The following is a 22,153-nucleotide window of genomic DNA, read 5'->3' as shown; positions in this document are numbered from 1 at the left end:
GTTTTTCATCGGGATTTTGACTTTCGTTTTTTAAATTCGTTTTATTTTTATAAAAATAATTTTTTTAGGGCTGCCATACCCTGGGAGCATAAATCTCTCGAAAAAAGGGTTTTTCGACAGCCTCGTTAGCGGCGCCATCACAGAGGTGACCGATGCTGTTGGACGCAAGGCCCTGTTAACCTACAATGGCAGCGGCCAGTGCACCAGGGTCACAGTGCCAGGTGGTAATTATATCTCATTTACCTACAGTGGCACGAACCTCATCCGGGTTATTGACCTGATCGGAAACCAGACCAATTATACCTACAGCGATACAAATATGGTAACGGATATGGATACAGGGGGGCGCTCATGGGAGTTTGGCTGGACCACTGCAACTGATTTTGAATACCTGAGTTCAGTAACTGATCCTGAAGGAAAAATCACCACCTATGACCTGCTTGTCCCCGATTTTGCTCACCGCAAACTGAGAATTACCGATCCTACCGGACGCTCTTTTATCTATGAGTTTCCAAATGGAGAATATACCGGAAACGAAGGCCCTCAGGAACCTTTAGTGGAGAACGATGTTATGGGCAGACCGGTAACCATCACGGAAAAAGGTGGATCCCAGAATCCGCGGAGGCTTGAGTATAACAGCGATGGGGCCATTTCCAGGGTGACAGAATTTGACGGCGGGATACATACATACAGCTACAACGATCTTGGTCTGATTACGAGCTATGTTGATGCCCTTGGTAACATTTGGCTCTATGAATATGACGCAAATGGAAACCTTACCCGCAGCCAGTCGCCCGCAGGCAGAGTGTTTCAGTATGAGTATAATTCATTTGGAGAGGTTGATCAGACATCCGATGGTGAGGGCAATGTCACCACAATAACCTATGACGCATTTGGCAATGTCAAAACGATCACAGACCCAATGGGCTCTGTTTCCACATTCGGTTATGATGCGAACGGGATCAACCTGGTCTTTCTGACCAACCCGGCAGGAAATACCACCACCTACACCTATGATGCAAACCGGAGAATGATCCGCATGACCCACCCGGACGGAAGTTACCGGGAAAACATCTATGACTGCTGTGCTGCCGTTGGCCTGCGTAATGAAAGGGGTGCAGTGCGAACTGTAACCCGATCACCTTCGCTCAAGGTGTTGAGTGAGACCGATTTCCTAGGAAACACCATGACCTACACCTATGACGGGGCTGGCAGGCTGGTTCAGTCCAGGGATGCACAGGGCCGTACAACCGTCACGACCTATAACGAAATGGGTCAGCCTACATCGGTGACAAATCCCCTTGGGCATGAGGTGCGGTTTGATTACTACTCTAATACTGATCAGCCTTATCTCCATACGTTATCGACTGAGCCCCTTGCCCAGGCTGAAATCGACATGTCATGGAGAGGGGTTGCAACAAGGGCCAATGGCTGGCAATATGTACGCGATTCTATGGGACAACTCATGTCAATCATTACGCCCCGTGATTACTATAAGCGAATCAATTTCACCAGGGACGCGGACGGGTTTTTGACCCGCAAGGACTGGAACAATACCGAAATCTTTGCCACCTATGGGCGGGACGATAATGGCCTGATAGTCTCCGCAGGCCATCCCCTTGGCACGGACAGCTTTGTGCGGAATGGAAGAGGCCAGGTGACTGGTCAAACATGGTATGACGGGAAGGCAGTCAGCTTCACCTATGATAATGCAGGCAGGTTATCAACCATCGTATATCCTGATCTTTCAACCGCTGTCTACAGCTATGATGTGCGGGGCAGGATATCGTCTATATCCTGGAAGGGCAGGGTTATCAATACATCCTACGACAGCACTAATAATCTCACAGGTGAAACACGTTCAAACGGCATCAACACACAGATGGTGAACGACGCAAACAACCTGCCGCTTCAGGTAAGACATTATTCAGGAGTAAAAGATCTGTTTAACCTGCAATGCACCAGGAATAACCGCGGGCTGATCAGCAGTTGCACCCAATCGAGCAATGCTTTTATGATGTTCCCGGAACTGACCGCAGAAACCGTGAACTCGACTTTTACCTACAGCCGTTCTTTTACCATGACCACCAGAAACGGTGCAGCGGCAACGACTGATGGCAATGGCAATCAGTTGACCATTCCCGGCGCCAGGGCCTTTAGCGGCACCTATGATTACCGCAATCTTTTGACATCATGGAACGTATCCGGTGTTGCCCATACCGCAGTCTATGACGGTATGAACAGGCTGATCCAGTGGACCAAAAACGGGAAGGTCCGGCGTTACCATTATGATGAGATGGATCGTCTTCTCTTTGAAACCGATATTAGTGGCAACCTTACCGCCATGTGGCTTTACCGGGGGAGTCAGGTAGTGGCAATGGCTGAGGCAGGCGGGGATATCTCCTTTTATCACACGGATTTAAAAGGCAATATCGCCTTTGTAAGCGATGCAGCAGGCAATGTGACTGCCACCTATCGTTATCTACCCTTTGGTCTCAAAAAGGCATCTGGCTACACAGACAGCAATCCTTTTACTTTTGTGGGTGCCTTCGGCGTTATTGACCTTGGTGAAGGTCTTTATTATATGCGTTCACGCACCTACGACGCGGTATCACGGGCATTTCTCTCCAATGACCCCATGGGTCTGGGTGTGACGGCCAATGCAAGGGAGTATGCGCGTAACAACCCGGTTAACTGGGTTGACCCGGACGGCATGTTTGGATTTCTTACACAGTACTCTGCGGAGGGCGCTGTTGCTCCCAGGACTGGTGCGGATTTTGACAACAAGGTTTACAATGAACCTACCATGAAATACGAACCTCCGGTGAGCAGAGGCCCGGCCGATCCTTGCGTCATCAACACCGCTTGGAACGTCGGCACATCCAACAAGCAGTATGGAAATGCAGCTGGGGTAGGACAGCTTCTGATGCGGTTGTACAACGGCGAGTATGGCGATGCCTTTTATGACGCGGCCGGAATGGCGGCAGGTATGGCATCCAGGGTCGCTGGCATGCTGCCCACTTTTATGTCTGCAAATCCTGCGGGTGAGGCAAATGATGAGGCGGAAAGGGCACAGATCCAGAAATTTATGGATGACCCTAACAGTTTTTACAACCAGAACAGAAAAAAATTTCCAACTAAAAATGATAATCCCAGACCAGACCCCTATGAATTCACTTTACCTCCATTTTCTCTTGAGGATTAATATCAGGTGACAGCCATGATCAGAAAAAGACAGATTTCATTATTGATAATATCGTTATTGATATTCCTATGTTTTCATATCCTTTGCCAGGCTTCAGAAACCATAACCTACACCTATGATGACCTGGACCGTCTTACAAGCGTAGAGTATGCCGGGGCCGGCTCGATCAGTTATGTTTATAACAAGGCCGGCAATATCATCAACATCACTATCAGTGTCACGAACAGTACCATAGTTGACAGTGACAATGACGGCATTGCCGATGACTGGGAGATGATGCATTTCAACAGTCTTGAAACTGCCTCTCCTACCAGTGATGCTGATGGAGACAGGTATTCCGATCTCTGGGAATATCTGAACTGGAGAGACGGCCTGCTTGACCCCAGCGGAAAGACCTTTTCCCCTAACATCAAAAATGCATCCAGAGCGAGAGGATATGGAGAAGGACTGGAACCCCGTGCATTTATCTCTGCGCCCTGGATACCGCTGCTTCTTGGGGAGTGAAGCAGGATGATTTAAATTTATCAGCCCAGTCTCCCTTTTTTCTTAAGTGCATCGGCCACCTTGCCAAGGTTCATCTTTTCAAGGGTATCCCGTGTCGGATAGCCGTTTTCCGGGTTATACCCCTCAAACTTATAGAATTTTGTCTTGAACTCCTCCATTTTCTTTCTGTCAAGTTTTCGCCCTGCGCCTGTGGCATACTTCCACTTGCCGTCTATATACATGGGCATACCCTCGCCCCTGGTAGGCTTGTCGTATATATAGTCCGGGAACACCTCCATGTCACGGTGTCTTCCCTGCAGCACCCATATGGCCCTGTCAAGGGTGTATATCTTGTGACCCAGTTCCATATAATCTGCAAAGGTGAGGTTGTTCCCTGTAACCGCATTCCAGAACCTGGGTTCTGCCTCCGGTGTTGGGCCTCGCCTGTCTTCAGTATTGTTGGTTATGCACATTGGCCAGCGCCACCCGCAGAAGCCTCCTGCTCCGACCCAGAATTTTTCATAGTGCTTGATCCATGCAACCTGCTTTACCTTTGAGTCTGAGTATATCCCGGTCGGCCCCTCGCTGTGATCGATCATAAACGGGTCTCCCTGGTAGGGCACCATTGCATCAGTGTAGAGCTTTGCCGCATCTTCTGCGGTAAGGTAGGGGTCTCCTGTTAAGACCATCCAGTGGAGTGGATAATTGGACATCATGTGAAGCATCAGATCACGATCCCCAAGTATAGAGGCAAAGCCCCATTCCGCCTCTATAACAGGGTCATAATGTACTGCTGTTCCCCAGAAGGCAAGAGAGAGATCTCCGCTGTTCACATCCTCATCATACCTGCCGATCTTTTTGGCAAACCTTGCACAACCCTCTGCCAGGTCATTACCTATCCCCTCGCGTGTGGCTATCTGCCTCATAAGTGCCTCAACATAGGTGAAACTATCGGGCATATCAAAAGGAAGGTTGGTATCTATCTCTTTTCCCTTTCCAAGGATCCCTTTTTTATAGAGTGTATCAACATAGCTCATAAGGGGCATGAGCTGCCAGTGCCCCAGACCATACCTGTGCATCAGGTCTCCTCCCTGACGCGTAAATTTTAAAGAGCCGTTCACATTGATTGTAAGTGTGCCTGCACATACCGATTCGTTTGTGTCACCTGTAGCAAGACGCATACGGCACCCCCTGGGGCATGATGCGCATGCTGCGGCCCTTGCAGGGGTAAGGGGAAATTCACGGTTGAGAGTATTACCGCCACTTGGGCGCCCGCTTATCAGTGAGTATGGCCCCCCTTTACCAAACCTCTCTGCCTCCCTGGGGTTATCCGCATTCCACTGGAATTTCCTGAACCACAGTCTTGCCTCCATAAATGCTTTTGGGTCGGCTATCGGTATATCGCCAGTGCCTATGGCGCTAATGGCCTTAAGGTTCTTTGACCCGAATACCCCGCCAAACCCGCACAGGGCTGCCTGTGAACCCGGCCCGTGAAGGAGCGCACCCAGCCTGCTTTTATTCTCACCCGCAGGGCCGCAGCATACAACAGCAGGCACCTGGGTGGTCATCTGGTTTTTAGTTAATTCTGCCCATTCTCCCCATCTGTAATTTGTGTCGGTTATTACACGGCGGGCGATCTCCTGCTGTGTGTCCCATGTATCCATGCCCCAGATCCCTCTGGCACTTTCGATCTTCACATCGTCATTAACAATATTGATCCACACAGGTTCACTTGATGCTCCTTCAACAACAATGCCGTCCCAGCCTGCAAACTTAAGCTGGGCAGTAAACCTCCCGCCAAAGTTACTGTGGCCGAACCACTCTATTGGATAGAGCATTGGCCCAAGCCCCTGCACCTCGCACCTGCCTGAGCCTGGCATGAATGTGCCGGAAAAGGGGGAGGTCATCATTATTATAAGGTTCCTTGGATCAAACGCCTCAAAGGGGAGCTGATCACCCACAAGATCAAAGAATATGGCAGAGCCCATACCGTGGCCTCCGCCGAACTCCCAATATTTTTCTGTATCTATCTTGCCTATTGTCTTACTGGTAAGATTTATTCTAAGTATCTTTCCTGTATATCCTCCCTTCATCATTCCTCACCCTCCTCCATGCTGGGCCATTCAAGGCTCATTTTTGGAACCATCTCGCTCCTGTCAACCAGCCCCAGGTTATACCAGTGGTCATTCCTCAGGTTTACATCATACCCCTCTGTCTCCTTCTGATCAGGCATCTCTGATACAAATTTGATGGCCTGTACGGGGCATGCCTCAACACATGCCTGCCTGCCCTCGGGGCCGCCCTTTTCATTCCAGAATGGGGTGTCTATGCAGAGGTCACACTTGGATGATCTCCATTTACCATTTAGCTCTACCCACACAGTGCGGTGCGGCTGCTGCGGGCACATGGCAATGCAGCTTTTGCACCCGATACATTTGTTGCTATCTATCCTTCTTACATTGCCATTTTCAGTATCGATAAATGCGGCGCCTACCGGGCAGTTCTGGACGCAGACCGGGACCTTGCACTGCCTGCAAAGGGCCATCTTGATATCATCAGGAAATTTTCCCCATGAATCCTGTATGATCTGGATGCGCGAACGTGAAAGGCTCTGCACGCCGTAATGGGTAAGTGAACAGGCAAGCATGCATGTTGTGCACCCGATACACTTTTTGCTGTCATAAACCAGGTAGCCTTTGGATGCAGGATAGGTGACCTTTTTATCATCGGCCTTTACCATTGTGCCGGTCATAAGTGTGCCGGCAGCAACCGTACCCCCTGTTACCAGAAAATCACGTCTTGAGATCCCTTTTTGGGGTATCTTATTTTTTTTATTATTTTTATCTTCCGACATATGAACAAACTCCTGTTGAATGGGTAAGGGTTAGAGTGATCATAAAACATAAAATTAGGTTGATAGGTTAATACTGTTTTCCCTTTTTTTGCTTTGATTTTATGGGCTAAATGGTGGTAAGTCAATTTGAAATATTCTATAGACAAAACCATTTTAGGTTGATAAATATTGGTTCCGGTCAGGATCATTACTAATGTGAATATTGCATCAGTATTTATTCCTTGTATTTATCGAACTTGAATGACAGGAGATTTAAAATGAAATCATTATTTACCATCCTATTAACCCTGCTTATATGCACACTATTTACCTCCCCTTCATTTGCAGACCCCATTGAGGATGCAAAAGCGGCAATCCAGAATCAGGATTATGCAAAGGCTATTGAAATAGTAACACCCCTTGCAGAGCAGGAGAATGTCGAGGCTCAGACCATGCTTGGCGTAATGTATGTAAATGGTCAGGGAGTTGAAGTCAATGCCACAAAAGGCCTTGACTTAATAACAAAAGCAGCCAAAAAGGGGCATGAACCCGCAAAGATGCTTGCCTTTAATTTAAATATTGAACTTGCAAACAAGGGCGATACATCAGCCATGTTTAATGTCGGGTATATGTGCTTTAACAACTGGGGCGGCACATATGAATCTGATGTATGCCTTAAATGGCTTGAAAATGCCGGAGAGATGGGCCATGAAAAATCTGCAAAGATACTTACCAGGATATATACTGAAGGAATGTTCAACGTTACCCCTGATACTGCAAAGGCAGCATACTGGAAAGAGCAGGATGATGCCATTAATGCAGGCATAGAAGGCACATGGGAAGGGTCTATCCCTCCTATGGGCGGGCCGAACCCTATGCCGATGGACGTCACATATAAATTTAAAAAAGAGGGGGAAACCCTTTCAGGGGTATATATAAATAAAGGATTTGGAAATAAAAAATCGCTCATCAAAGAGGGTAAAATTGAGGGCAATAATTTTTCTTTTTCTATAGAGACCAACTTTATGGGCAATAAGACAACCACCAATTATACAGGTGTCTTTTATGGAAATACCATTAAATTGACCTATACAATGCCGGCTGGCCCGGATGGCACAACTCCTCCACCTGTAACATTTATAGCAAAAAGGGCCATATAGGGGCTTAACAAATCTAACAACCGGGGCAGGGCCTGACTGATTGCAACAGAATGATATTAAAGGCACTGTCCCGTTTTTTATAAACAAGCTTTAATTTATTTGAATCAATAATTGACACCTTTATCCTAATCCCTTATACTCGCTGCCTTAAAATATCTAATTAAAACGAATATATATTAACCTTATCAAGGTTAAATTGAATTAGGTTTAGTAAAAAAACGGCCTATTAATAAATGGTTTTAATAAATAAGAAGGAGAGAAGATATGAAGGAAGTTGTTATAGTAAGCGCTGTCAGGACAGCCCTTGGCGCGTTCAATGGTTCTTTAAGCGAGATTCCCGCCACAAAGCTTGGCGCCCTTGTCATTGAAGAGGCGGTAAAGAGGGCAGGGATAGAAAAGAAGGTAGTAAATGAGGCGATCATGGGGATCGTGCTCCCGTGCGGATACGGTCAGAACCCGGCAAAACAGGCTGTTGTGCAGGCAGGGATGCCCTGGGAGGTGGAAAGCCTTACTATAAACAAGGTTTGCGGTTCATCACTTAAGGCCGTAATGCTTGCAGCGCAGGCTATACAGGCAGGTGATGCGGATGTTGTGGTGGCTGGCGGTATGGAGAACATGAGTTATGCCCCCTATTATCTTGAAAAGGCGCGCACCGGTTACAGAATGGGCAATGGCCAGCTAATTGACCACATGGTTCATGACGGCCTGTGGGATATAGTTAATGATTTTCATATGGGCGTGTCAAATGAGCTGTGCTCTGAAAAATACAATGTTTCAAGGGAAGATCAGGACCGCTTTGCTGTTGAGTCATACAGGAGGGCAGTAAATGCCATAAAGTCCGGCAGGTTTAAAGACGAGATCATGCCTGTCCCCATACCCCAGAAAAAGGGTGATATAAAGATGTTTGATGAGGATGAATGCCCAAGGGAAACAAGTTTTGAAGCCCTTTCAAAGATGAAGCCTGCCTTTAAAAAGGATGGTGTTGGCACAGCAGGTAATGCCTCAATAATAAGCGACGGCGCTGCTGCTGTTGTTGTAATGTCACGTGAAAAGGCAAATGAACTTGGCTGTAAGGTGCTTGCCACCATAGGTGCCCAGGCCTCATATGGTATTGACATGAAATATGTCCTTGTCGCCCCGATGTGGGCCATACCCAAATGTGCTAAAAAAGAGGGCATTGTCCTTGATAAAATAGACCTCATTGAGCTTAATGAGGCATTCAGTGGCTCCTCTGTTGCGGTTATTAAGGAACTTAACCTTGATCCTTCAAAGGTGAATGTAAATGGTGGCGCTGTTGCCCTGGGTCACCCGATAGGCGCAAGCGGATGTCGCGTGCTTGTAACCCTGATACATGAGATGATAAAGCAGGACAAGAAAACAGGGCTTGCCTCATTATGCCTGGGCGGCGGTGAGGCTGTGGCTTTGATGGTAAACAGATAAAATAAGAGGAGGGTAAAATGGAGATTAAGACATTCGGTGTTGTAGGTTCAGGTCAGATGGGAAACGGTATTGCCCAGGTTGCAGCAATGAGCGGGCTTAATGTTATCATGAATGATATCAGTGAGGAGTTTGTAAACAGGGGTTTCGCCACTATCACAAAAAACCTTGACCGCAGCGTTGAAAAGGGAAAGATGTCAAAGGAAGATCGTGATGCGATCCTTAGCAGGATAAAGAAGAGCACAGATATCAAAGACATGGTTAATGCCGATTACGTGGTTGAGGCAGCCACTGAAAAGGAGGAGCTAAAGTTCGGGATATTCAAGAATCTGGACAGTGTGTGCAGGCCCGGCGTAATCCTTGCCACAAACACATCTTCAATACCGATCGGCAGGATCGCATCAAAGACGAGCCGCCCGGACAAGGTTATAGGCATGCATTTTATGAACCCGGTGCCTGTGATGAAGCTTGTTGAAGTTATCAGGGGCCTTGCCACATCTGATGAAACATATCAGATAACACTTGAGCTCACGAAGAAATTTGACAAGACACCGGCACTCTCAAACGATTTTCCCGGTTTTATTGCAAACCGTGTCGCCATGCCCATGATAAACGAGGCGATATTTGCACTTTATCACAGTGTTGGTACAGCCGAAGATATTGATACAGTGCTTAAGCTTGGGTTTAACCACCCGATGGGGCCCCTTGCGTTAGCCGACCTTATCGGCCTTGACACATGCCTTGCCATTATGGAAACACTCTATGAAGGTTTCAAGGATTCCAAATACAGGCCCTGCCCCCTGTTAAGAAAATATGTTGAGGCAGGCTGGCTTGGAAGAAAGACAGGCAGGGGATTTTACAAGTACTAGGAAACAGAAATGGATTTTTTGTTAGATGAAAAACAGAATATTGTAAGACGCTCTGTCCGCTCATTCTGCGAGCGTGAGATACAGCCCATTGCGAGGGATCTAGACCAGGAGGCCAGATTTCCGTGGGAGGTGGTGGAAAAGATGGGTAAGCTCGGATACTTCGGTATCCAGGCACCTCATGAGCTGGGTGGGGCCGGAATGGATACGGTCACATACTGTATTATCATAGAGGAGATCTCAAGGGTCTGTTCTGGACTTGGTCTCTGTGTGACTGTCCATAACAGCGTCGGGGTCTATCCCCTTGTTGCATTCGGTAATGATGAGCAGAAAAAGAGGTGGGTTACCCCCCTTGCAAGGGGTGAAAAGATCGGGGCATTCTGCCTGACCGAGCCCAATATCGGCTCTGATGCGTCAGGGGTTGAATCAACCGCCATACTTAATGGCGACCATTATATTGTCAACGCCAACAAGGTGCTGATCACTAATGGCGGCGTTGCAGACATATGTCTTATCTTTACAAAGACAGACCCTGCTGCAGGCCATAAGGGGTTAAGCGTTATTGTAGTAGAGAGGGGTACCCCCGGGTTTGAGATAGGTGATCTTGAAGAGCTTTCCGGTAACCGTGCCAACCCGGTCTCTTCCATACGCCTTAATGACTGTAAGGTGCCGGTCGGGAACCTTTTAGGAAAAGAGGGCATGGGCATGAAGATAGGATTAGCGGCCCTTGATACAGGCCGTATTGGTATAGCAGCACAGGCCCTTGGTATTGCCCAGGCCGCCATGGAAGAGGGTATAAAGTACAGCAAGGAGCGGAGGCAGTTTAATGTGCCCATATGCCAGCACCAGTCCGTGCAGAACATGATCGCTGAGATGGCTACCCAGGTTGAATCAGCAAGGCTTATGGTCTACAGGGCCGCTGCAAAAAGGGATAAGGGTTTACCCTTTTCAAAGGAGTCCGCCATGGCCAAGCTATATGCATCCGAGGTGGCGGGTAAAGTCACTGATATGGCCCTTCAGATACACGGGGGATACGGATACATAAAGACCTACCCTGTGGAGCGTTATTACAGGGACGCAAGGGTAACCCGCATATATGAAGGCACAAGCGAGATACACAGGGTTGTTATAGCGAGGAGTGTGCTGGAGGAATACAAATAAAAGCACGGTTTAAGGTTTTCGGTCTGCGGTTTTCTGCTTCCGAATACCTCAGACCTCAGACCGTAAACCAGTTGATATAGACACATAAATTACAAAAAAAAAGATAAATAAAAAATCGAATGAGTTAAATGTTATGTCGTTAAAAATTATCATCTGTATCAAATCCGTTGTGACAACTGCCCCGGAAGGCCGGGTGGTGCGGACAATGGATAACTGCATATTAAACCCCTTTGACAGGCCGGCCATAGAGATGGCACTTAAGCTTAAAGAGTCTGAAGGAGGCACTGTAACTGCTGTTACAATGGGGCCGGATACAGGGTCAACTGCCCTTTATGAGGCACTTTCAATGGGTGTTGACAGGGCGGTTCTTATCACTGACCGAGCTTTTGCAGGCTCAGACACTTTAGCCACCTCAAAGACCCTTTCTGCTGCAATAAACCGGTTGAAACCATTCGATCTTGTCATATTCGGCGCAAGATCTTCTGACAGCGATACAGGACAGGTCGGCCCCCAGACCGCCGTGTTTCTTGATCTGCCGGTCATCACCGGTGTCAAAGAGATCATGCGGAAGGGGGATGACCTATTAGTAGAAAGGCATATTGATGAGTTTACTGAAAAATATCTGATGAAACTCCCCGGCGCGGTAGCCGTGCATCCGAGGGCCATTCAGCCAAGGGATGCAGCCCTTTCAATGGTGGAAAAGGCATTTAAAAAAGAGCCGATTGAAAAATTGAGCCTTACTGATCTCGGGATATCCAGCCAGGGGTTGGGTGAATCAGGCTCACCAACAAAGCTTGTCTCCATGAGCAAGATCAAGCGAAAAAAGAAATGCGAGTTTATTGACGGCTCTCCGGAAGAACAGGCCGATGAACTTGTAAAAAGAATCAAAGCCGGAGGGTACATAAGTTGAAGAAAGTAACTGGCGATATCTGGGTTTATATAGATCTCAGGAATAAGAGGCATTTTGAAGAGGGCATGAATCTGCTCGGGGCTGCAAAGAGGCTTGCAGGCCTGACAGGCGGAAAAACTGTTGCACTGTTAATGGATGCAGGCGAAACGTGCAACTCAGGTGATGCTGTAAAGGGGATATCTCCTGAAGATGCCTCTGCTGTCTGTGTCAGAAACGGCGCTGATTCTGTTTTTATACTGGAACATAATGATCTTTCCCTTTGCAGGCCGGATGTCCATGCAGGGGCTCTAACCATACTGATAAAAGAGATGGCCCCCAAAATGGCGCTCTTTCCGCTTTCTGACATGGGTAGAGAGATAGCTTCATCATGCGCTGCATACTGTGATTCAGGGCTGATTGCCGATTGTGTTGAGTTCAGCATGGAGGATAACAGGATCATAGCAGGGTGCCCATCGTGGGGTGGTGAGATAATGGCAAGGCTTACCTGGGGCGACCCTGAGATAACAGGTTTTGCGACCATTCCGGCAAATGCATTCTCACCATGCGTTGAGACCGGTAATCCCGGAGAGATAAAACGAATCCAGGTGAAGGGTGAAATAGTAACTGACAGGCTGAAACGTATATCTCATGAGATCTCACATGAAGGGCACAGGAAATTAGAGGAGGCGGATATAGTTGTTGTGGGGGGCGCAGGCGTGGGAACCTCGGAAGGGTTTGCCATGGTAAGGCGTCTTGCGGCAGCGATAGGCGGGGAGATCGGCGCAACACGCCCGCCTGTAATCAACCACTGGGTGGATGAAGAGCGGCTCATAGGACAGACCGGCAAAACCGTTCACCCGAGGCTTTTATTTACCATAGGCACATCGGGCGCAATTCAGTATACCGCAGGTATAACAGGCTCCGAATATATAGTTGCTATTAACAGGGATCCCTCATCTCCTGTGTTCAGCGTGGCTGACGCAGGCATTGTGGCCGATGCGCGTATAATAATGCCCCTTATTACAAATCGTATAAAGCTGCTTACCATGCGGGATCTGGCAGATTCGATGACCGTAAGCGAGACCGGCAAGGCCGGGACCGCCCTTGGAGTGAAGATAGAAAAGATCAGAAGGTCAAACGACTGGACAATAGAATATCTCGCAGAGAAGACAGATCAGACACCTGAGTTTATTGAAAAGGTGGAAAACGGCGAGATGGTGCCTTCAGTAAGTTTTCTGCTCAAGCTTTCCCGTGCACTTGGCGTGGACCCCGGCACATTCTTAAGCGATGAGGAAAAGGCCCAGATAGAGGACAAGCGTGCAAAGGCCTTTATCACAAGGACAAAGAACTACGCATATCAGACCTTGACACCCGGTGCAGAAAACCAGCACCTGAGGGCATTCATGATTACAATAGAGGCCAAGCAGGATCATAAACCGGTTGCCTACAAGCATGAAGGTGAAGAGTTTATCTATGTAATGGAGGGGGACCTGGAGCTTACCCTTGACAGTAAGATCACAAATCTAAAGACCGGGGAGAGCATGCACTATAATTCAGAGATACCCCATAAACTGAAAAACATAGGCAATGAAACCACCAGATGTCTGGTCATGCTCTATACCCCGTAAATAAAAAGGAATTCAAACCGGCCGGGCCATATAAATGGGATTTTATATTTCTATAAATACCATTTTAGAGCAATATAAAAGACTTGACACTGTATTTTGTCTCTGTTAATGAGTTCCAAACTGTATATATGGCTGATAATAAATAATAACAGCAGGATATTGTTAGTTTAATAAATTATTTAGGAGGATATTTATATGGGATACGATGTAATTGTTGATCAGGATAAATGCGAAGGGTGTGAAGAGTGTGTTGAGGTATGCCCTGTTGACGTTTATGAGATGCAGGACGGAAAGTCCGTTCCGGTAAACGCGGAAGAGTGTCTGGGTTGTGAAAGCTGTGTTGAAGTATGTGATCAGGAAGCAATCACGATTAATGAAAATTAATTAGACGATATCTATAAATAAAAAAGCCGCTTTTTTAGCGGCTTTTTTATTTTAAAATCTGTTATTTATGGCAGGTTTCGCATTTTTTATCCGGGGCTTTCTTGCCTTCCTTTATCTTCTTCTCATGACACTTCTGGCAGTTATCGTGAAATGCCAGCATGAGTTTCTTCTTGTTGCCATCTGATTTATCAACATCATGACATTCAGAGCATTTTTGAACATCATCACCAGTCTGCCAGATATTCTTGCCATCCACATAGTTATGATGACAATCTTCACACTGTGCCTCATACTCACCGGCATGTTTGGCATGGTTGAAGTTAACAGGCCCCTTTATGTCCTTCTTGTAGCCCTTTCCATCAATGACAATCTCGCTTGGAAAATCTGCTGCTGTCAATATTCCTGAAGCAAATAAAAGCCCTGAGCAGACAATCATCATCACCAGAATCCAACCCTTTCTCATTTTCCATCCTCCTAAAAATCGGTTAAATAACTATGAACGATTCAGGTATAAACTTGCTGCGAATTATATGTAAATCAGAACATGGCTGTCAAGTGATTATAGACCGGGGTAGTTCCCTCTCTTTCTGGTCAGGGGTAATTCCTGAAAAAATTATGGTGATAAACGAATCAAGTATTTACCCGGATTTGACGATTAAATATAGACGATGCGAATGATTAATTTACTTAGATAAAATAAAAGATAACAGTTGGATTTAGATATTAATGACCATGCCAGAATATATAGACAGGTTCAGGGTGTTAAATGAACTTGGAAAAGGTTCACAGGGGATCGTCTACCTTGCATCAGACCCGCGCCTGGAGCGGAATGTGGCGATCAAGACCCTTCACAGGAGTTCTATCGTAAATCAGGGCAGGCAGGAGCGGCTGCTCTTCGAGGCAAAGACAGTCAGTAAATTACAGCACCCAAACATAGTGCCGCTCTATGAGGCAGGTCAGGATCAGGGGCTTTTTTACCTGGTTTTTGAATATGTGGATGGCATCTCCCTTAAGGAGCAGATGAGGTCAACCGGCCAGTATGTCGTACACAGGGCCATAAGATTAATGATACAGATACTGGACGGCATATCATGCGCCCACGGTCAGGGAATAGTCCACAGGGATTTATCCCCCTCAAATATCATGATAGATAAAAACGATCTTCCAAGGATTATGGATTTTGGCATTTCTGTGGCCATTGGAAAAGGGGCTGTAAAAGAGAAGGAGATCGCGGGCACGCCATCCTATATGTCCCCTGAACACTTTTCTGCAAAGGAGGGGCTTTGTGCCCAGTCAGATCTTTTTTCATTAGGCCTTATATTTTATGAGATACTCACCGCAAGACCTGCCATTGAGGCGGATAATGATTTTACAATCATGTTTAAGATCGCCAATGAAAAGATAGAACCCCCCTCCAAATGGAACAGCGCTGTTGATAAAGAGCTTGACGCCATTGTAATGAAGGCCCTTGAGCGCACTCTTGACATGAGGTATATAAGCGCCCCGGAAATGAAAAAAGCGCTCACCGAGTATCTTGAAAAGAGGGGAGACGAAGATGACAGGGCCTCAAAAAGTGCGGGCCACAGTACACTTGATTTCCTATTACGAAAGATACGATACAAGAGCGATTTTCCAACCTTTTCCAATAATATTGTTGAGATTAACCGTAAGGCATCTGTCTCCAGGATAAACAAATCATCGGCTTCAGAGCTCGCAAATGTTGTCCTCAAGGATTACTCACTTGCCAACAAGCTCCTGAAACTTGTTAATTCGGCCTTTTATGGCCAATTCGCCGGGAAAATAACCACCATATCAAGGGCAGTTATTGTCCTGGGATTTGAACAGGTGAGAATGGCCGCTTCAAGCCTCATGCTTTTTGATCAGCTTAAAAACAAAAATCATAAGGAGATATTAAGGGAATCGGTTGTAAGCTCCTTTATGAGCGGCATGATTGCAAGAGAGCTCGCAGAAAACATGAAGATGGATGAAACCGAAGAGGCCTTTATATGTTCAATGTTCCATAATCTTGGAAAACACCTCGTGCTTTTCTATTTTGAAGAGGAGTATTCACAGATAATAAACCTCATGGAAAGCAAGGGCATCAGTGAAGAAAGCGCTGCAAGGAGCGTACTCGGTATGACATATGATGATATCGGAACAGGCATAGCTGCCATATGGCAGTTTCCCGTAAGGATAATCAACTCCATGAGAGGTATCCCAAAAGGCAGGCTGGAGCCGCCTAAAACAGAAGAGGAGAGGCTCAATGCCCTCTCATGCTTTTCCAATGAATTATGCGCCATTTTAAACAGCCCGGATGATGATCAGGCAAAAAATAACCTGACAGAGTTGCTTAAACGATTTGAAAATGGTGTGCCTGTAACAAAAAAAGGGCTTGGCAAGGTGCTTGAGTCCGCGCGTAAGACTGTAGATGAGTATGCAGGGATCTATAATATAAACCTGAAGAAAAGCAACTTTATCAGACAGGTGGATAAATTTACCGATTCAGGGCACATGGAGGATCCCCTCCCGGTGGAAAGCGCTTCCCCGGAATCAAAATCTGATGAAATATTGCAGGGATATTTTTCAGATGTTTCCATGCAGCCTTCATCATTAAATAATACCCGTGGAATAAGAGATCCTCAGAGTATCCTGATAAACGGCATTCAGGATATTACAAATACCCTTCTGGAGGATTTCAGGATTGATGATGTGCTGACCATGATCCTTGAGACCATGTACAGGGGGTTTTCATTCAACAGGGTGCTTTTTTGTGTATATATCGCAAGGGATACTGAAATAAGGGCGCGGCTTGGGCTTGGAAAGGATATAAAAAGGATACTCCCGGATTTTCGGTTCAAGGTCACCGCTTACCCGGATTTTTTCAACTTTGCAGTCAATCAGGCAAAGGATATTGGCGTTAATGATTCAAGGGATTTACGATTTAAAAAGAGGATCCCTGAGTGGTATTCAAAGAATATCTTCGCCCCTGCATTTGTCCTCTACCCGCTCACGCTAAATAAAAAGGTGATGGGCCTCTTTTATGCTGATCGTGAGGAAAGCGGAGAGGTCCTCTCCTGCAACCTGATCAATTACATGAAGACACTTTGTAACCAGGCAATTCTTGCCATCAAACAAACCTTATAATTCTATATATTCTTTTCTTGATCATGATGCTTTTTCCGGGGTATAAAATATCTTATTACAAGTAAAGGAGAAGATATGGGAAAAATAGAGAGGGCAATTATCAGTGTCACTGACAAGACAGGTATTGTTGAATTCGCACGCAGGCTTGAAGGCATGGGTGTTGAGATCATCTCAACAGGCGGGACAGCAAAGGCAATCAGGGAGGGCGGTGTAAAGGTAAAGGATATCTCAGAATATACAGGCTTTCCTGAGATGCTTGACGGCAGGGTAAAGACCCTGCATCCGAAGGTGCATGGCGGCCTATTGGGCGTAAGAAGCAATTCGGAGCATGTGAAGATGATGAAGGCTCATGGCATCTCAAATATTGACCTTATCATTGTTAACCTCTACCAGTTTGAAAAGACCGTTGCAAAAGAGGGGGTTACTTTAGAGGACGCCATTGAGAATATAGATATAGGCGGGCCGGCAATGCTGAGGTCTTCAGCAAAGAATTTCAATGATGTGACAGTGATCATTGACCCTTCTGATTATGAACTGGTGCTTAATGAGATGAAGGAAAACGGGGGGAGCACAAGGCTAAAGACAAGGTTCTATCTTGCGAAAAAGGTGTTTAATCTTACACATAAGTATGACGGCGCAATAAGCAGGTACCTGGAAACAGTCTCGATAGAAGATTAATATCCTGTGTTACATCGGTGGAAATAAAATAATATTTATTTTTACCACGGAGGGCACGGAGAACATGGAGGAAAAACTTAAAAGACAAAATCTCCTTGTCCTCCCTGGCTCGCTGTAGCTTTATGCGAAGGCGGCCGTGGTTAGACAAAGATGTATTTCATAGGTCACTGAATAAAAGATAATAAATATGCCATCAACTTGCACATTTTTTGCCTCTGCACCTAAGGGTGTAATCCCTGTGCTTGCCGGGGAGCTGAAGGCTCTTGGGCTTGACCGGGTAAAAAAGACCTGGGCAGGGGTGTCATTTAAAGGCGCCCTTGAATCAGGCTACAGGGCATGCCTGTGGCTCAGGACAGCAAGCAGGGTCTTTCTTGAGCTTTCTTCTTTTGAGGCGGAGAGTGTTGATGACCTGTATAACGGCATCAGGGATATTGACTGGTCAGCGCATATGTCTTATGAGAATACCCTTGCAATAGATTTCAATTCTGACCTGGCTGTCATAAGGCATACCCATTTCGGGGCACTCAAGGTAAAGGATGCTATTGTTGATCAGTTTCGTGAAAGATATTCCATACGTCCATCCATTGATACCATCACACCGGATATCAGGATAAACGTCTACATGAGTCGCAAATCGGTAACAGTAAGCCTTGATCTCTCAGGTGAAAGCCTGCACAGGCGGGGATACCGTGATGAAAAGGGGTTAGCGCCCATGAAGGAAAACCTTGCAGCGGCCATACTGATAAAGGCAGGCTGGCATGAGATTGCAGAAAAGGGTGGCGGATTAATAGACCCCATGTGCGGGTCGGGCACACTCCCCATTGAGGCGGCCATGATCGCAGGCCATATGGCGCCGGGTTTATTAAGGGCGCAGTTCGGGTTTACGCGGTGGCGTCAGCATCAACCTGAGATATGGGAGAGGCTTGTTAGCGAGGCAGAGGAGACAGAGATTGAACACAGGCAGGATATAGGCCCTATAATTGGCTATGACAGGGACCCTTCTGCAATAAAGGCTGCAATATCCAACATGGAGAGGGCAGGGCTTCATGGCCTGATCCATTTTGAAAAAAGGGAACTCTCTGATCTCACACCGCATAAAAAGACTATTGATAACCCTGGTCTGGTTGTAGTTAACCCTCCCTATGGCGAGCGGATGGGTGGGGACGCCTACAGGTTAAAGGACCTGTACGGCCTGCTTGGAACAAGGCTCAGGAAGCATTTCCAGGGGTGGCATGCTGCCCTGTTTACAGGTAACCCGAAGGTTGCAGGGTTAATAAAGATCACCCCGGCTCATACGGATCACCTTTATAATGGTAGTATCCCCTGCGAACTGATACAATATGATATTACTGATATAAAAGCGGTCGAGACAGATGAAATACAGGCAGATGTAAATTATCCCGGTTCAGGGCATACCCCCTCTGATGAGATAGGGATGTTTGTTAACCGTGTCAAAAAAAACCTGAAGAGGCTTTCTTCATGGCGAAAGCAAAACGGGATAACCTGTTTCAGGGCCTATGACAAGGATATACCTGAATATGCGGTGGCAATAGATGTATATGAAAATTATATACATGTGCAGGAATACAGGTCGCCTGAGACAATACCATATGAGGTTGCTCAGAAACGGCTGAATGATATTTTATGTGTGATACCATCGGTATTTAATGTGCCTGACGAGAATGTCTTTCTTAAACAGCGAAAGATTCAGAAACAGCTTAACCAGTATGAGAAACATGCGGAAGAGGGGAAAAAAACCATTATTAATGAGGCAGGCCTCAAGTTTGAGATTGATCTTAAGAGCTACCTGGATACCGGCCTGTTCCTTGATCACCGGATGACCCGCTCTATGATTGAGCGTATGTCAGGGGGGAAACGATTTTTGAATCTCTTCTCATATACGGCCACAGCAACGGTTTATGCTGCAAGGGGCGGCGCTGTTACAACAACCTCTGTGGATAAGTCCAATACATACACAAGATGGGCAAAGAAAAACATGGCACTGAACGGGTTTGATAAGAAGAACCACTTTTTTTACAGTGAGGATTGCCTTTCATGGATGCAGAATGAAAAAAACAGATATGACCTCATATTTCTTGATCCCCCCACCTTTTCAAATACAAAAAAGGACGATTTAAACCTTGATATACAGAAAGATCATGTGGAACTGATCAGGGCAGCAGTAAACCTTCTTGCTGATAGCGGCGCCATAATATTTTCTAATAATTTTCGAAAGTTCAGGATGGATCATATTTCTCTTAGTAATCTTTCAATAGAGGATATTACTCTCTCCACCATCCCCCCTGATTTTGGGAGGAACCCAAAGATACATAACTGCTGGCTGATCCGGCGAAAAAGAGATAAGGCCGCAGGGGATCTAAAGGGAGAGAGGTGATGATAATGAACCGGCTCCCTTTTAAAATATTTACGTTATGTCTGGCCGCTCTTTTTTTTGCAGGCTGCGGTGGGGCAAAAAAGAGGGTTTCCATTATAGCCCCGCCGGTCAGCGAGCCTGCTCCATCTGCACCCCGTATGGGGTATGCCATTCAGGCAGGGGCATTTTCAAGGCTTGAAAACGCAGTAAGGTTTACAGATTCACTTAAGGGGCTTGGGCTTGATGCCTATTATTTTTTGCATGAGTCGGGTCTCTACAAGGTAAGGTTCGGGAATTATACCTCAAGGGATCTTTCACTCGTTAAGGCTCAAGAGCTCAAGGCAAATGGGCTTATTGAAGAGTTCTATATTGTAACACCTGAGGACTACCCCTGGGGCAGGGATACCGCAGGGGTTGATCCCGGCTCTACAAGACGAGGTATTATTCAATCTGCTAAAAGCTATATAGGTATACCCTACCGCTTTGGAGGCGCTTCACCGGAACAGGGTTTTGACTGTAGCGGTCTTGCGATGGCAGTGTACAGGCTCAACGGTATAAATCTCCCCAGAACAAGCAGGGAGCAGTATAAGGCCGGGAGGGCTGTAAATGAGAGAGACCTGAAAGAGGCAGACCTGGTATTCTTTGATACCATGTCAAAGGGTCAGGTCTCTCATGTGGGTGTCTATATTGGTGATGGAATGTTTATACACGCCCCCAGGAGCGGACAAAATATACGTATAGACTCCATATCAGCGGGCTATTTCAAGAAAAGGTTTATCGGGGCAAGAAGCTTCCTGTAAAGGTGCTTCCTGTTTTGTTATTTCAGGAATTCACAGATTTCATGCATTGCCCTTTTTGCCTCAGGGAACAGGGGTGAAAAGGCCGGATAACAGTGGCACATCCCCTTTTCAACAGTAAGAGACACCTTGACTCCAGCCTCTCTTGCCCTCTCTGCAAAGGCTATGGAGTCATCCCTCAGTATCTCCTTTTCACCTGCATATATGCTTATGGGCGGAAGACCGCTTAAATCTCCATAAAGGGGAGAAATCAGGGGGTTCTTCGGGTCGTTATCCCCTGCATAAAACCTGCTGCAGTTCTGGGCGCTGCCATGTGGTGAAAGACAGGTTTTAATATTTGTAATATAGGAGCCCCCTGTAAGCGAAAGGTCTGTCCAGGGCGAAAGCACCGCTGCTTTTGAAGGGAGCGGCAACCCTTTTTCCTTTATTGCAAGGAGTGTTGCAAGGCATAATCCGCCCCCTGCCGAGTCCCCTGCAAAGCGGATATTCGCAGGCCTGTATCCCTTATTAAGTAACTCACTGTATGCCATGATGGAATCATCAACCGCTGCCGGAAATGGGTGCTCAGGGGCTAACCTGTAATCAAAGACAAATGCTGCAACATTGCTTCCGGTAGAAAATTTTGCAACATGTATCCTGTGCCCCCGGGGTGAACCGCATATGTACATCCCCCCATGAAAATAGAGCATTACCTTCTCATTTGACCTGTTTTCGGGAATGATATATTCGGCGTACATATCATTAACAGGGGAGAGCACAATCTCAACTCCCTGTGGTGGTTTGCCAAACATGGCGCTTCCCCGGTTTGCCTGCACCCTGAGTTTTGCTATCCCCTCTGGTGACGAGTCAAATAGTGGCTTGGTTAATTTAAGGGTGAACAGGTGCCTGTTAAGCACCAGTGAAAGTAATATTTTTGATCTCAGGCTCTGCATCTTTATCTCCTCTTCATATAAACATTTCCATCAGTATATCAGCGGAAGGGGCCTTAAACCTGTTCTCCAGAACTGCCTTATGAAAGGCAAGCCCCTTGATAGTTGTCCAGAATATTACAGCCATCTCCTTTGCGTCATATTTTTTAATCGTGCCCAGTTCCTGGCCTTCCCTGATTATCTCT

18 protein-coding genes are annotated in these 22,153 nt (G+C 46.6%); 13 read left to right on the top strand and 5 right to left on the bottom strand.

Features of this window, described 5'->3' with window-relative positions; genetic code table 11:
* The first annotated feature begins 145 nt into the window (after positions 1-145).
* A complete protein-coding gene (locus GX654_01580) occupies positions 146-3,205 on the top strand; it encodes an RHS repeat protein (GenBank protein ID NLD35541.1) in 3,060 nt (1,019 codons plus the stop codon).
* A 15-nt stretch (positions 3,206-3,220) separates the two neighbouring features.
* Positions 3,221-3,709, top strand: a complete 489-nt coding sequence (locus tag GX654_01575) for a hypothetical protein (protein ID NLD35540.1) — start codon at positions 3,221-3,223, stop codon at positions 3,707-3,709.
* Between the two features lie 20 nt (positions 3,710-3,729).
* Here the strand turns inward: GX654_01575 and GX654_01570 are convergent, their stop codons facing one another.
* Positions 3,730-5,784, bottom strand: coding sequence for an aldehyde:ferredoxin oxidoreductase (locus GX654_01570; protein ID NLD35539.1), 2,055 nt, complete (start codon positions 5,782-5,784; stop codon positions 3,730-3,732).
* On the bottom strand, positions 5,781-6,542 hold the full coding sequence (locus GX654_01565) for a 4Fe-4S dicluster domain-containing protein (protein NLD35538.1): 762 nt from the start codon (positions 6,540-6,542) through the stop codon (positions 5,781-5,783). Before GX654_01565 ends, GX654_01570 begins: the two co-directional genes overlap by 4 nt.
* A 257-nt stretch (positions 6,543-6,799) precedes the next feature.
* Between GX654_01565 and GX654_01560 the strand changes: the two genes are divergently transcribed.
* From GX654_01560 to GX654_01530, 7 genes are all read left to right on the top strand, one after another.
* Positions 6,800-7,681 carry a sel1 repeat family protein gene (locus GX654_01560; protein NLD35537.1) on the top strand — a complete coding sequence of 294 codons (882 nt, stop codon included), beginning with the start codon at positions 6,800-6,802 and terminating at the stop codon, positions 7,679-7,681.
* Positions 7,682-7,945: 264 nt separating this feature from the next.
* Positions 7,946-9,121: an acetyl-CoA C-acetyltransferase gene (locus tag GX654_01555; protein NLD35536.1), complete on the top strand. Its 1,176-nt coding sequence runs from the start codon at positions 7,946-7,948 to the stop codon at positions 9,119-9,121.
* A gap of 17 nt (positions 9,122-9,138) precedes the next feature.
* Complete coding sequence (locus GX654_01550; protein ID NLD35535.1) at positions 9,139-9,987, top strand: 3-hydroxybutyryl-CoA dehydrogenase; 849 nt, start codon at positions 9,139-9,141, stop codon at positions 9,985-9,987.
* A 9-nt stretch (positions 9,988-9,996) separates the two neighbouring features.
* A complete protein-coding gene (locus tag GX654_01545; GenBank protein NLD35534.1) occupies positions 9,997-11,145 on the top strand; it encodes an acyl-CoA dehydrogenase in 1,149 nt (382 codons plus the stop codon).
* 133 nt (positions 11,146-11,278) lie between these two features.
* Complete coding sequence (locus tag GX654_01540) at positions 11,279-12,055, top strand: electron transfer flavoprotein subunit beta/FixA family protein (protein ID NLD35533.1); 777 nt, start codon at positions 11,279-11,281, stop codon at positions 12,053-12,055.
* A 65-nt stretch (positions 12,056-12,120) separates the two neighbouring features.
* Entirely contained in the window at positions 12,121-13,662 is a 1,542-nt protein-coding gene (locus tag GX654_01535) for a cupin domain-containing protein (protein ID NLD35532.1), read from the top strand.
* Between the two features lie 195 nt (positions 13,663-13,857).
* A complete protein-coding gene (locus GX654_01530; GenBank protein ID NLD35531.1) occupies positions 13,858-14,046 on the top strand; it encodes a 4Fe-4S binding protein in 189 nt (62 codons plus the stop codon).
* A 61-nt stretch (positions 14,047-14,107) separates the two neighbouring features.
* Here GX654_01530 and GX654_01525 read toward each other — a convergent pair whose 3' ends face one another.
* A complete protein-coding gene (locus GX654_01525) occupies positions 14,108-14,509 on the bottom strand; it encodes a cytochrome c3 family protein (GenBank protein ID NLD35530.1) in 402 nt (133 codons plus the stop codon).
* 263 nt (positions 14,510-14,772) lie between these two features.
* On the opposite strand from GX654_01525, the gene GX654_01520 reads away from it, so the two are divergent.
* The 4 genes from GX654_01520 to GX654_01505 all read left to right on the top strand — a co-directional run bounded on the left by GX654_01520 (position 14,773) and on the right by GX654_01505 (position 21,042).
* Positions 14,773-17,190: an HDOD domain-containing protein gene (locus GX654_01520; protein NLD35529.1), complete on the top strand. Its 2,418-nt coding sequence runs from the start codon at positions 14,773-14,775 to the stop codon at positions 17,188-17,190.
* Between the two features lie 75 nt (positions 17,191-17,265).
* A complete protein-coding gene (locus tag GX654_01515) occupies positions 17,266-17,868 on the top strand; it encodes an IMP cyclohydrolase (GenBank protein ID NLD35528.1) in 603 nt (200 codons plus the stop codon).
* Positions 17,869-18,055: 187 nt separating this feature from the next.
* Complete coding sequence (gene rlmKL, locus GX654_01510) at positions 18,056-20,263, top strand: bifunctional 23S rRNA (guanine(2069)-N(7))-methyltransferase RlmK/23S rRNA (guanine(2445)-N(2))-methyltransferase RlmL (GenBank protein NLD35527.1); 2,208 nt, start codon at positions 18,056-18,058, stop codon at positions 20,261-20,263.
* Between the two features lie 5 nt (positions 20,264-20,268).
* A complete protein-coding gene (locus GX654_01505) occupies positions 20,269-21,042 on the top strand; it encodes a hydrolase (GenBank protein NLD35526.1) in 774 nt (257 codons plus the stop codon).
* Between the two features lie 17 nt (positions 21,043-21,059).
* On the opposite strand, the gene GX654_01500 is transcribed toward GX654_01505, so the two are convergent.
* Positions 21,060-21,971 (bottom strand): alpha/beta hydrolase, encoded by a 912-nt coding sequence (locus GX654_01500; GenBank protein ID NLD35525.1) that lies wholly within the window; start codon positions 21,969-21,971, stop codon positions 21,060-21,062.
* Between the two features lie 13 nt (positions 21,972-21,984).
* Positions 21,985-22,153 (bottom strand): TetR/AcrR family transcriptional regulator (locus GX654_01495; GenBank protein ID NLD35524.1); only part of this gene is annotated, 169 nt, incomplete at its 5' end.

The organism is Desulfatiglans sp. (assembly GCA_012513605.1).
Classification (GTDB): Bacteria; Desulfobacterota; DSM-4660; order Desulfatiglandales; family HGW-15; genus JAAZBV01.
The sequence above is the reverse complement of the archived record's forward strand: the minus strand, read 5'-3'. Positions and strand labels throughout refer to the sequence as shown.